At 53.0% G+C, this 11,921-nt stretch carries 11 protein-coding genes; 5 read left to right on the forward strand and 6 right to left on the reverse strand.

Annotated elements, in window-relative coordinates; genetic code table 11:
- Position 1 precedes the first annotated feature (1 nt).
- Positions 2-2,140, forward strand: coding sequence for a YccS family putative transporter (yccS, locus tag FHW71_RS07880; RefSeq protein ID WP_179451343.1), 2,139 nt, complete (start codon positions 2-4; stop codon positions 2,138-2,140).
- Here yccS and FHW71_RS07885 read toward each other — a convergent pair.
- Complete coding sequence (locus FHW71_RS07885) at positions 2,137-2,763, reverse strand: TfoX/Sxy family DNA transformation protein (protein ID WP_179451790.1); 627 nt, start codon at positions 2,761-2,763, stop codon at positions 2,137-2,139. The two genes, yccS and FHW71_RS07885, sit on opposite strands and share 4 nt — an antisense overlap.
- A gap of 222 nt (positions 2,764-2,985) precedes the next feature.
- On the opposite strand from FHW71_RS07885, the gene sulA reads away from it, so the two are divergent.
- Both sulA and ompA read left to right on the forward strand, forming a co-directional pair.
- The gene (gene sulA, locus FHW71_RS07890) at positions 2,986-3,477 is read left to right on the forward strand and encodes an SOS-induced cell division inhibitor SulA (RefSeq protein ID WP_008101440.1); all 492 of its coding nucleotides are present in this window, start codon (positions 2,986-2,988) and stop codon (positions 3,475-3,477) included.
- 350 nt (positions 3,478-3,827) lie between these two features.
- On the forward strand, positions 3,828-4,898 hold the full coding sequence (gene ompA / locus FHW71_RS07895; protein WP_008101442.1) for a porin OmpA: 1,071 nt from the start codon (positions 3,828-3,830) through the stop codon (positions 4,896-4,898).
- 73 nt (positions 4,899-4,971) lie between these two features.
- Here ompA and matP read toward each other — a convergent pair whose 3' ends face one another.
- Positions 4,972-5,439, reverse strand: coding sequence for a macrodomain Ter protein MatP (matP, locus tag FHW71_RS07900; RefSeq protein ID WP_008101445.1), 468 nt, complete (start codon positions 5,437-5,439; stop codon positions 4,972-4,974).
- Positions 5,440-5,492: 53 nt separating this feature from the next.
- Here matP and FHW71_RS07905 point away from each other — a divergent pair, with 53 nt between their 5' ends.
- Both FHW71_RS07905 and fabA read left to right on the forward strand, forming a co-directional pair.
- On the forward strand, positions 5,493-7,355 hold the full coding sequence (locus FHW71_RS07905) for a Lon protease family protein (protein ID WP_154192151.1): 1,863 nt from the start codon (positions 5,493-5,495) through the stop codon (positions 7,353-7,355).
- Between the two features lie 67 nt (positions 7,356-7,422).
- Entirely contained in the window at positions 7,423-7,941 is a 519-nt protein-coding gene (gene fabA / locus FHW71_RS07910; protein ID WP_007887361.1) for a bifunctional 3-hydroxydecanoyl-ACP dehydratase/trans-2-decenoyl-ACP isomerase, read from the forward strand.
- A 66-nt stretch (positions 7,942-8,007) separates the two neighbouring features.
- On the opposite strand, the gene rmf is transcribed toward fabA, so the two are convergent.
- The 4 genes from rmf to pqiA form a co-directional block, all read right to left on the reverse strand.
- Positions 8,008-8,175, reverse strand: a complete 168-nt coding sequence (gene rmf, locus FHW71_RS07915; protein WP_071531634.1) for a ribosome modulation factor — start codon at positions 8,173-8,175, stop codon at positions 8,008-8,010.
- Between the two features lie 271 nt (positions 8,176-8,446).
- Positions 8,447-9,013: a membrane integrity-associated transporter subunit PqiC gene (gene pqiC, locus FHW71_RS07920; protein WP_179451346.1), complete on the reverse strand. Its 567-nt coding sequence runs from the start codon at positions 9,011-9,013 to the stop codon at positions 8,447-8,449.
- Positions 9,010-10,653, reverse strand: a complete 1,644-nt coding sequence (pqiB, locus tag FHW71_RS07925; protein WP_008101450.1) for an intermembrane transport protein PqiB — start codon at positions 10,651-10,653, stop codon at positions 9,010-9,012. Before pqiB ends, pqiC begins: the two co-directional genes overlap by 4 nt.
- On the reverse strand, positions 10,625-11,908 hold the full coding sequence (gene pqiA, locus FHW71_RS07930) for a membrane integrity-associated transporter subunit PqiA (RefSeq protein WP_061717095.1): 1,284 nt from the start codon (positions 11,906-11,908) through the stop codon (positions 10,625-10,627). Before pqiA ends, pqiB begins: the two co-directional genes overlap by 29 nt.
- Positions 11,909-11,921: the final 13 nt, after the last annotated feature.

Genomic DNA, 11,921 nt, shown 5'->3' on the forward strand with positions numbered 1-11,921 from the left:
AATGATTCATGACGCCTTGCCAGGCTGGCGACGTTATCTGTTTAACAGCAGCCTGCGCTATTTGCTGCGCATCTTCTTTGCCTTAACCGGATGCGCGGCGGTGCCGTGGTGGCTGCACCAAATCGAGTGGACCATTCCGCTGACGCTGGGTGTAGTCGCTGCGGCGCTGGCGGATCTCGACGATCGCTGGATTGGGCGTGTGCGCAATCTGTTGATCACGCTGGTGTGTTTCTGTATTGCTTCGGTGTCGGTGGAACTGTTGTTCCCCCATCCGTGGGCATTCGGTTTGGGCCTGGCGCTTTCCAGCTGGGGCTTTATTTTGCTCGGTGCGTTGGGACAGCGTTATGCCACCATCGCCTTCGGTGCGCTGCTGATTGCGGTTTACACCATGCTGGGCATCGGCTTATTCCCACAATGGTGGATGCAGCCCGCGCTGCTATTGATCGGTGCCCTTTGGTACAACTTACTGACCTTTATCGGTCATTTGATGTTCCCGGTGCGCCCGGTACAGGAGCAGCTGGCAGGCAGTTTTTCCCAGCTGGCGCGTTATCTGGAAGCCAAAGCGAACCTGTTTGATCCCGATGGCGGCGATCAGGATGACGCCACGCTGGTTGCCACGGCGATGGTTAACAGCCAGTTGGTGGCACAGCTGAATCTCACCAAAAGCACCATTCAAAGTCGTTTGCGCGGCGACCGCGGTTCACGTAGCACGCGTCGCAGCCTGCACTACTATTTTGTCGCGCAGGATATTCATGAGCGCGCCAGCTCCTCGCATCTACAATACCATTTGCTGCGTGATAACTGGCGTTACAACGAAGTGCTGTTCCGTTTCCAGCGCCTGATGAATATGCAAGCGCGTGCCTGTCGGCAGCTGGCGGAGACCATTTTGCTGCGTCAGTCGTGGCATCACGACAGCCATTTTGAACGCACCTTCGAACGTCTGGAAACCGCACTGCAACGTCTTCAGCAGAATGAGCCGCAGGATCCACACATTCACGCGCTGTTTTGGCTGCTGCGTAATCTGCGTGCTATTGATGCGCAACTGGCGTCGATTGAATCAGAACAGATGCTGGCCGAACCGTCCCCGCAGAGCGATCATCATCTGTCACGGGAAGGACTCAGCGGCTGGGCGGATATCCGCTTGCGGCTCAGTCGCCATCTTAGCCCGCAATCTGCCCTGTTCCGCCATGCGGTGCGTATGTCGCTGGTGCTGTGCGTTGGCTACGCCTTCATTAAAATCACCGGCGTCGATCGCGGTTACTGGATCTTGCTGACCAGCCTGTTTGTCTGCCAGCCCAACTACAACGCCACCCGACGACGCCTGGCATTGCGTATTGGCGGCACCTTAGCCGGCATCGCTATCGGCCTGCCGGTATTGTGGCTGGTGCCCTCGATTGAAGGCCAGCTGGTGCTGATTGTACTGAGCGGCGTGCTGTTCTTCGCCTTCCGCCAGATTCAGTATGCGCAAGCCACCTTGTTTATCACTTTGCTGGTTCTACTGTGCTTCAATTTGCTCGGCGAAGGTTTTGAAGTGGCGCTGCCGCGCGTGGTGGATACCTTACTGGGCTGCGGACTGGCGTGGCTGGCCGTGGCCTTTGTCTGGCCAGACTGGCGTTTTCGCAAAATCACCGCTGTTGCCGATCGTACACTGAATGCGAACTGCCGCTATCTGGATGCGATTATGGAGCAATACCATCAAGGCAAGGACAATCGTCTTGCTTATCGCGTGGCACGTCGCGATGCGCATAACGCCGATGCCGAGCTAGCGTCAGTGGTGTCAAACATCAGTGGTGAACTCAAGCTACAACAACCGCTACGTGAGAATGCGTTTCGACTGCTGTGCCTGAACCACTCCTTCCTCAGCTATATCTCCGCATTGGGAGCGCACCGCGAACATCTCGCGGATAGCACCTTGCTTACCTTACTGGATGACGCCGTCTGCTTCATTGAGGATGTGCTGCAGATCGACCGGGTTACGGATGTTCAAGCCACTGAGATGCAGCAGGCGCTAATGCAGCGCATGAGCGAGATGAAAAACAGCCCGGATACACGCGCACCACTAGTGATTCAGCAATTGGGCTTGTTAGTCGCGCTGCTGCCTGAAATCGCCCGTCTACGCCGTACCCTCGTTAACGATTAAAGCGGTTGATGCTCCGCCGCGTGCTGGCGGAGCATTTTTAGATACCAGGTATAAAGCTCTTGCCTGATTGCGCTAGGTAACGCCGCTTCATGATGTCCTGATATTGCACCTTCCAGCGCCAACAGCGTTTTTAACCCAATGTGCTTATTCACCGCGCGTAGTTTCAGCCAGCTTTGTCGCGACCCTGTTTCACACAGCAATTGCACCGAACTGATCCCCACCTTATGCAGCATCAGCTCCAATCGCAGGCTTAAATTCGGCAGATCTTTCAGACGCAGCGAGACAAGTCTGGTAGCCGCTTCGTCCTGTGCGGCACGCAGAGAACATGCTGACAGCTGCAATAACTGTTCAGGGTTTTGCCACAATTGCGTATCCACTTTGAAGTAGCTCAGTGTCACCGGCACGCCACGCTTACGGTACACCAGCGGTTCCAGTGAACGCTGTGTGTTATAGACGTGAAGCGCCTCGCTGGCTCGAAGATAGAGTGCATCCTCATTGATATACGCAAAAATTACCTTCTCAACAGTCAGTGCATAACCACCAAATTGTGTGCGCGATTCAATTTTACCTAATGCTGCCAACTGCGCTTTCGATTGCTCAACTACCGGGTTATATCTCTTCATAACGCCCCCTTCAATGGATTCCATGCGCGGGAAATTTCCTATAAAAGCTCGCAGATTCATCTGGTTAGAAGATAAAAAAAACGATTTAGCTGTTCAATGAATAAAAGCAGGCGGGCGGGATCTTGTGCAGAAATTGCGAGGCGTTTTCAGAAATTGAGGTTGATCTTTATCCAGGAAGCCATTACTGTACATCCATACAGTTCATTACTGAGTGATTAAATTATGCGTACTCATTTCTCTGGCTCTGCTGACCGTTCAAATCGTTTCGCTTCATCCAGCTTAGCGCAACCTTCGCTGGGTGGAATAACTGAACTGCGTTCCAGCGAACAACCTGGAATGATGCAACTTATGCTGCTGCCGGTACTAAAACAGCTGAGCGAGCAATCACGCTGGCAGCTGTGGCTCACTCCAGCGCATAAGCTGAATCGTAACTGGATGCAGCAGTCGGGATTGCCGTTAGAAAAGAGTATGCATATCACCGAATCTGAACGTTTTAACACCGTGGAAAGTATGGTGAAAGCATTACGTACGGGTAATTACAGCGTCGTTCTTGCCTGGATTCCGTACGAATTGAGTGATGAAGAGCGTTTAGAATTGGAACAGGCAGCGGCGGAAGGTGAAGCACTCGGTCTGATTTTGCGTCCGCAGGGACGTCAATATGCCCCTTCCAGACAACCTAACTCAGCAAAAATTCCGTCTGAATTGTTTCATTAAGTAAATTCCAGGAATTTTCTCAGCATTTTTTTTGCATAAGTTGCATCTAAGCTACTGATTCTTTTCCCGCCAGCTATGACAATGGCTTAGACGCTTTTTTGTTTTCTAATACCGAAGATTTAGCCATGTGATTTGTTAAAATGTGTGTATAAATCGCTGTTTTTTTGCTGCCCGGCGTCACATCATACTTGTAAGTTTCCAATCTCGTTGTAGACTTTAGCTCGCCAGGGTGCTCAATAACCTCCGTTTTTTCGGTAGAGTCAAAAGCGAGCGTTTAGACCCGGCGAAGGATTAACACAAAGAGCAACCTTTTTGCTCATTGCCTATTTGGATGATAACGAGGCGCAAAAATGAAAAAGACAGCTATCGCAATTGCAGTGGCACTGGCTGGCTTCGCTACCGTAGCGCAGGCCGCACCTAAAGATAACACCTGGTACACCGGTGCTAAACTGGGCTGGTCTCAGTATCACGATACTGGTTACTACGGTAACGGTTACGAGAACAACAACGGTCCAACTCACGAATCTCAGCTGGGTGCTGGTGCATTCATGGGTTACCAGGCTAATCCGTACCTGGGCTTCGAACTGGGCTACGACTGGTTAGGCCGTATGCCTAACAAAGGCAGCGTGACCAATGGCGCGTTCAAAGCACAAGGCGTTCAGCTGGCTGCTAAACTGAGCTACCCAATCACCGAAGACTTCGATGTCTACACCCGTCTGGGTGGTATGGTATGGCGTGCTGACTCTACTCAGACCAACCCAACTACTGGCCGCATCAGCGACCACGACACCGGCGTTTCTCCGCTGGCTGCTGTTGGTGTTGAATACGCACTGACCAAAAACTGGGCGACTCGCCTGGACTATCAGTGGGTTAACAACATCGGTGACGCAGGTACCGTTGGTGCGCGTCCAGACAACAGCATGCTGAGCGTCGGCGTTTCTTACCGTTTCGGTCAGGAAGAAGATGCAGCGCCAGTTGTAGCTCCGGCTCCAGCTCCAGCACCAGTTGTTGAAACCAAGCGTTTCACTCTGAAGTCTGACGTTCTGTTCACCTTCAATAAGGCAACTCTGAAGCCAGAAGGTCAGCAGGCTCTGGATCAGCTGTACAGCCAGCTGAGCTCAATGGATCCGAAAGACGGTTCTGTTGTAGTACTGGGCTTCACCGATCGCATCGGTTCAGAGCAGTACAACCAGAAACTGTCTGAGAAACGCGCTCAGTCTGTAGTTGATTACCTGGTATCTAAAGGTATCCCTTCTAACAAGATCTCTGCACGCGGTATGGGCAAATCTAACCCAGTTACTGGCAACACCTGTGACAGCGTGAAAGGCCGCAATGCCCTGATCGACTGCCTGGCGCCAGACCGTCGCGTTGAAATCGACGTGAAAGGTATCAAAGACGTTGTAACTCAGCCACAGGCTTAAGTTATCACGCAGTAAAAAACCCCGCTAAGGCGGGGTTTTTTTATGGCTGAATGTAATGAGAACGAAAAGAATTCTACTCTTTTTCCGAGCCACCATTCCCAAGGATCGCCTGCAGATCTTGCTTCAGCGTAGACATCTGGCTGGCATACTTCTCTTTGCGTTCGGCATCTTCAATCAACTGGACGATGGTTTCTGACAGCGTATTACTGCGACGCTGCGCCAATCCCGCTAGTCGCTGCCACACCAGATATTCCAGATCGATCGATTTCTTACGCGTATGTTGATGCTCGGCATTAAAGTGACGCTTACGGCGCGCACGTATCGTCTGCTTGAGACGATTCTCCAAATCAGGATGAATGTGCTGGGCGATCCACTCGTTAACCTCAACCGGGCTATTTTCCATCGATAGCAGCGTATCAACCGCAGCTTGCGCCGCGCTAAGCTCAAGATGACGGGTGATCAGTTCACCCTCCCGATGCTTTTTCACCAGGTATTTCCACTTCCATCCACTTTCAAGATTTTCGAGTTGCTGGTATTTCATCGGAATCTCATCGTGATCACGTAACAAACTAAGAATAACAGCTTTTTTCCTGGATGCAGCAAGGAAAAACATGTTGCAGCCGTCACAATCCGGGCCGGAACTCCGCCGTGATTAACCGGGTTGATTCCTGTATAATCGCACTTTTCCTAAATCAGACTAATGCGAATATTTTGACCAGCACTCAAATTACGTGGCAAGCCCTGCAGCCGGATAGCGACCGCTACCAATCCATTTTCTCGAACGTCTCACTGGAAGATTGCGATAGTCTTGCCGCGGTTCAGCCGCGTCTGCTGAATGCGCTGGCGCATTTACATCATCAAACCCTGGGTTTTCCACTGCTGTTATTGCGCAGTCAGGAAAATAGCGATTACCTGGCCTGCATCGCCGATGCAGCGCAGCGTTTCCAGCCGGATGAGATTGCTCTCTACGGTGGTGACTATCATGTGATGGGCGACAACGTTAGCCTACTCGCGCCCACCGATATCAATCGTCCGTTCACCAGCCAGGGCGGCGTGCATTTCGCCGACTGGATTGAAGCTGAGCAACTGTTCGGATGTGTACGTCAATATAAAGACCGTGTGCAGCCTGAACCAGGCTTACTGCATCGTGCCAATGGCGGCACGTTAATACTTGCGGTCAATACTTTGCTGGCACAGCCGCTGTTGTGGCTACGTCTACGCAAGTGCATTGAGCAAGGTCGCTTCGATTGGTATTCACAGGATGAGCGTCAACCGCTGCCCGTCGCCATTCCCTCGCTACCGCTGCAACTGCGTCTGGTTCTGTGTGGCGATCGTGATGCACTGGCCGCCTTCCAGGAAATGGACGTCGAAGTTCATGAGATGGCGCTGTATAGCGAATTTGAAGAGAGCTTACAGATTCTCGACGAAGACGACATGACGTCATGGTGTCAGTGGACGCTGACTCAGGCGGAACAGGCTGGATTAGCGCAACCTGAAGCGGATTTCTGGCCATTGTTGATCACCGAAGCGGCACGCATGACCGGTGATCAAGACACCTTACCGCTTTGCCCGCGCTGGCTTCGTCGTCAACTGCAGGAAACGGCGTTGCATGGCGACAGCATCAATGGCGAAGCGTTAAAAGAAGCGCTGGAAGCACGCCAGTGGCGTGAAGGCTTCCTCGCCGATCGCATGCGCGATGAAATCCTGCTTAATCAGATCATGATTGAGACCGAAGGCGAAGTGGTCGGCCAAATCAATGGCCTTTCGGTGGTTGAGTTCCCTGGTCATCCGCGTCCGTGGGGCGAACCTTCGCGCATTACCTGTGTGGTTCATCCGGGCGATGGCGAGTTCACCGATGTGGAGCGTAAAGCCGAATTGGGTGGCAACATTCATGCGAAAGGCATGATGATTATGCAAGCCTACCTGATTGCCGAGCTGGAACTGGAGCAACAGCTGCCCTTCTCGGCTTCACTGGTGTTTGAACAATCCTATTCCGAAGTGGATGGCGACAGCGCCTCGCTGGCCGAGCTGTGTGCGTTAATCAGTGCGCTGGCTAATCAGCCGGTTAACCAGCAGATTGCGGTGACCGGTTCAGTGGATCAGTTTGGTAACGTTCAGCCCGTCGGTGGCCTGAACGAAAAAATTGAAGGCTTCTTCCACATCTGTAACTCACGTGAACTGACCGGCAAGCAAGGTGTGATTTTCCCAGCCAGTAACGCGCGCCATCTCAGTCTGAATCAGGATGTAGTGGAAGCGGTTAAAGCTGGCCAATTCCATCTCTGGGCCATTGAGAGCGTCGATGAAGCGCTGCCGCTGCTGACCGGCATTGCCTGGCAGAGTGAAAGCGGCGAATCATTGCTTAGCACCATTCAGGAACGCATTACCCAGTTGAACCAGCAGGAAGCTCGCCTGCGTCCATGGCCATTACGTTGGCTCAACTGGTTCAACCACAGCTGATAAGATTGCTCAGCGTACAACTGTTCGCTAATATTCGGGCTTCACTAAAAGAAGGCATATTGAGAACATGGTAGATAAACGCGAATCCTATAGTAAAGAAGACCTGGTTGCCTCGGGTCGCGGCGAACTGTTTGGCGAAAATGGACCGCCGCTTCCATCCAACAACATGTTGATGATGGACCGCGTGGTCAAAATGACCGAAGACGGCGGTAAATTCGATAAAGGTTTCGTAGAAGCCGAACTGGATATCCGCCCTGACCTGTGGTTCTTTGACTGCCACTTCATTGGCGATCCGGTGATGCCGGGTTGTCTTGGCCTTGATGCGATGTGGCAGCTGGTTGGTTTCTACCTCGGCTGGCTGGGCGCAGAAGGTAAAGGCCGCGCATTGGGCGTGGGTGAAGTGAAGTTCACTGGACAAGTCCTGCCTACCGCGAAGAAAGTGACCTACAAAATTCACTTCAAGCGAGTGATCAACCGTAAACTGGTGATGGGCGTGGCAGATGGTGAAGTCTTCGTTGACGGGAACCTGATTTACTCTGCGACTGATTTGAAAGTGGGTCTGTTCAAAGACACTTCCGCTTTCTAATGCTTCCAAACGAAAACCTCCGCACGCAGCGGAGGTTTCTTCCATAATGATAGACATCCAGCAGTGCTAGGCCACCGCTGACCTGTCCTCCATGGCTTGACGCCAACCTCCCAACCAGTGAGACCGTGCATCGATCAATTGATAAGGGCATATCTCTTTTGAACGCCCTGTAATCCCGGCTTGGTAGCCTCGTGAATGTGCTCGTTCCAGGCGGTCTCTCTTCTGTCTCTTCATGCCTCGTTTCCCTCATTTTTCAGGTCTGGTGGAATCTGGGTGGAAAGAAAGAGTGGCGATATAATGTTCAACCACAGTAATGTTCTAACCCGATGCAGAAGAAAGGTCAATGCGCAAAATTCACGCCAATGTCATGTTTTTGACGTTAAAGTGCCATGTAGAATTGTCAGTGGAATGTCTATCTGGCTGATTAGGCAATAAAAAAAGCCCCTGATTTGACTGCGATCACACTACAGCAAATCAAGGACTTAGCATAAGCATCGAACAAATCTTAATTTAGCGAAACGACACTATTTGCGATTTGTTGCGCCGTTTGCTGCCAGCCGAGAGCCAGAGTACGCACCAACGCATCATAGCCATCTTCAGTTTGCGGCAGCGTCAGATTAAAGCCATGTTTGATTAGGCGCCCTTGATGCTGCAGTAACCATTCGCCACTTACCACCACTTGCCCATCGTAACGTCCCTGGAAACCGGTGACATTGACGGAGAGCGTGTCGTGGCTATCGCCCAGCGGAGCACCAGCAACCAAACGACCAGGCAGCGCTTTGCTGAGATTACTGATCAGCGTTTGCTGCAGCTGTTGATCAAGCGGACTGGCCCACAGGTTATTGGCCGCAATCACGTACTTCACATCGCTGGTCTGATACACCAGGCCATTGCCCGCCATATAATCCGGCACCGTCACCTGCTCGACCCAAATCATCGGCTGTCCAGTGCCCGCGGCACTTTCAACGCGCGCCACATTATTGCCCGCCGGCAGCTGATAATAGGTATTTTCAATGGTGCTGCTGCAGCCTGACAGCAGCAACAGCGCCCCGATAATTAGCCCTTTTTTCACTGTTTCGCCCTCTTTGGCTGTGGATCCTGGCCCGGCTTGGCTTCAAACACCAGCGCGTTACTTTTGCTATTCAGCGTTTTCAGCACCGGCTGCAGTTCACGTAAAACCTGATCAAGCCGCTGCATATCGCCCACCAGCTTGCTGTAAGCCGGCGAACCTGGCTGCAGCCCTTTCATACTACGATTCAGTTCGCGCAGGGTTTGCTGCATATCTGAAGGCAGCGTTTTCATCGCCGGATTCGCCGTGACCTGATTGAGGTTATCCAGCGTCTTCTGTAGTTGCTGCAGCGTGCGCTGACTCTCTTTCAAGGTACCGGTGGCTTCGTTCAGCACAGGATTGAGTGGCAAGCCGTTGATCTTATCCAGCGCCGCCATCAATTTCTGCTGAATCTGCGCCAGGCCGCCGCTGACGGTTGGAATCACTTCCAGGCCAGCCACTTCATTCGGGCCTTTATATGCCGGTGCGTTGTCATAGAAATCAAGGTCGATAAACAGCGCGCCAGACAGCAGATTGCCGGTCTTCAGCGTCGCACGCAGACCGCGTTTTTTGCCTTCCTGTAGATGCTGCTCAAGATTGAAATCCCCGCCCAGACGATTAACAAAACGATCCGGCTCAATGCGGATCAGCACTGGCACACGATAGTCAGTATTCAGCGCCTGGTTCACGCCTGGAATCATGTAAGGCACTTGTGAAACCGTACCCAGACGAATGCCACGGAACTCAACCGGTGCGCCAACCTGCAATCCACGAATCGAATCGGTGAAGAACAGCAGGAAATCGGTGTGAGCGCTGTAGAGCGAATCCTGGATGCTGCGCTGATCGTCGTACAGATGGTATTCCGCTTTGTTCTCCGCAGCACGGCCCAATTCAGCGCCATCCGGCACGTCAAAACTGACGCCACCGCTGAACAGCGTAGTGAGCGATCCCATCTCTACGCGCATGCCAGATGCCGACATATCCACCGCAATGCCGCTGTCTTTCCAGAAGCGCACATTGGTGGTGATCAGGCGATCATAAGGCGCCGAGATAAACAGCTGGTAAGCCATCATGCGTTTATCGGTATCAAAGGTGCTGGTTTCTACCGAGCCGACACGATAACCACGGAACAGCACCGGATCGCCCGGATTCAACTGTCCCGCTTTTTTACTGTCAAGCGTGACACGAATGCCTTTGGCATCCGGCGGCGCTAACGGAGGCGCATCCAGCAGTTGGTATCTCTCTGGCTTATCGCCCTTCGCGCCCGGCTGCAGTTCGATGTAAGCACCCGACAACAAGGTACCTAAACCGGAAATACCTTCGCGGCCAATTTGCGGTTTTACCACCCAGAATGCGCTATCGCCTTGCAGCAACTTTTCCATGCCGGAATTAAGACGCGCTTTAATCTCTACGTGATGTAGATCGTCGGTCAGAACCGCGCTTTCCACCACGCCGACGTTAACGCTGCGGCTTTTAATGGTGGTTTTACCGGCTTCAATGCCTTCAGCATTCTCGGTAATCAGCGTGACTTCCGGGCCCTGATGGCTGAAGTGATAAAAAAGAATCCATCCGCCGATTAACAGCGTGACGATGGGTACAATCCAGACCGGTGACCAGCGTTTAATCTGGTCGACCTTAGCAGTCCCGTGATGGTTGTCCGTCAAGACGCGGCTCCTTACGTTCAGTTTCTCGTTGTCGATCCCACAGCAGGCGCGGATCAAAGGTCATGGCGGCGAACATCGTGAGAATCACCACCATGGCAAACAGCAGCGCACCCGGCGCAGGATACACACTCATCAGCCTTCCCATCCGCACCAGCGCAGAGAGAACGGCGATGACAAACACATCAATCATTGACCAGCGGCCAACGAACTCAACCACCTCATAAATCACGTGCATCTTTTCATCATCGCGCCCGCCGCGTCCGCTGCCGTGCCAGCACAGCCAGGCAATCGCCAGCATTTTCAGCGAAGGCACCATGATGCTGGCGACGAAGATCACCAGCGCTACCGGCCACGAACCGTCGCTCCACAGCAAAATCACCCCGGCCATAATGTTCGAGGGATATTGCGATCCGAGCGTTTCGGTCACCATGATCGGCATGATATTGGAGGGAATGTAGAGCATCACCGAGGTGATCAGCAGCGCCAGCGTCCATTGCAGACTGTTCTTGCGGCGCGCATGCGCCTTCACACCACAACGCGGACACGCCAGTTGGTCGGCGGGCAGAATAGCGGTGCAACAAGGACAGCTACGCAAACCCTGCTTTAAGCCGCTAACACCGGCCAGCGGCACTTTCGGCAGCGGCGGTAACGGATCGATACGTTGCCATACCCAGCGGCGATCAACACATTGAAACGCCCGCAGATGCAGCACGCAGAACAGACACCACGGCCAGAAGCTGCTGCCGAGTCCAATTTCACCGTACGCCATCAGCTTAACGAAACTGACCAGCACGCCGGCCATAAAGATTTCCGCCATGCCCCAGCTACGCAGCTGAAACAGCACGCGCGCCAACCCAAGCCGCAGGTTATGCGGCATGCGAACGTTATTGACCAGCAGGATAATGGTGATCATGCAGAAGGCGGGAATGCCCTGCACGAACAGCAGAAACAGCGTTGCCAGGCTGCGGTAATCTTCACGATCCATCACCTGCGGGATTTCGAGCAGCGATATCTGGCTGCTCAATCCCGCGACGTGCATATTGATGAAAGGAAACAGATTGGCTAGCACCAGCATAAACAGCGCCGAAAGGGCGTAGCCGGTCGGACGTCGACGCGGCTCCTGCCAGTTGGCTTGCAGCGTGGTGTGACAACGCGGGCAACGCGCACGGCTGCCGACCGGTACAGCGGGCAGCTTTACTGTTAAATCACACTGTGGACAAAGACTCCACTGATGCGCTTGATCCGCTGCACACATGCTGACTCCTTCG

The organism is Enterobacter sp. Sphag1F (assembly GCF_014193275.1).
Classification (GTDB): domain Bacteria; phylum Pseudomonadota; class Gammaproteobacteria; order Enterobacterales; family Enterobacteriaceae; genus Pantoea; species Pantoea symbiotica.

What these genes read in the sequence shown, in the direction of transcription:
- yccS (WP_179451343.1), top strand. Translation starts at nt 2, where the DNA reads ATGATTCATGACGCCTTGCCAGGCTGGCGACGTTATCTGTTTAACAGC.
- FHW71_RS07885 (WP_179451790.1), bottom strand. Translation starts at nt 2,763, where the DNA reads ATGAAGAGATATAACCCGGTAGTTGAGCAATCGAAAGCGCAGTTGGCA.
- sulA (WP_008101440.1), top strand. Translation starts at nt 2,986, where the DNA reads ATGCGTACTCATTTCTCTGGCTCTGCTGACCGTTCAAATCGTTTCGCT.
- ompA (WP_008101442.1), top strand. Translation starts at nt 3,828, where the DNA reads ATGAAAAAGACAGCTATCGCAATTGCAGTGGCACTGGCTGGCTTCGCT.
- matP (WP_008101445.1), bottom strand. Translation starts at nt 5,439, where the DNA reads ATGAAATACCAGCAACTCGAAAATCTTGAAAGTGGATGGAAGTGGAAA.
- FHW71_RS07905 (WP_154192151.1), top strand. Translation starts at nt 5,493, where the DNA reads ATGCAGCAAGGAAAAACATGTTGCAGCCGTCACAATCCGGGCCGGAAC.
- fabA (WP_007887361.1), top strand. Translation starts at nt 7,423, where the DNA reads ATGGTAGATAAACGCGAATCCTATAGTAAAGAAGACCTGGTTGCCTCG.
- rmf (WP_071531634.1), bottom strand. Translation starts at nt 8,175, where the DNA reads ATGAAGAGACAGAAGAGAGACCGCCTGGAACGAGCACATTCACGAGGC.
- pqiA (WP_061717095.1), bottom strand. Translation starts at nt 11,908, where the DNA reads ATGTGTGCAGCGGATCAAGCGCATCAGTGGAGTCTTTGTCCACAGTGT.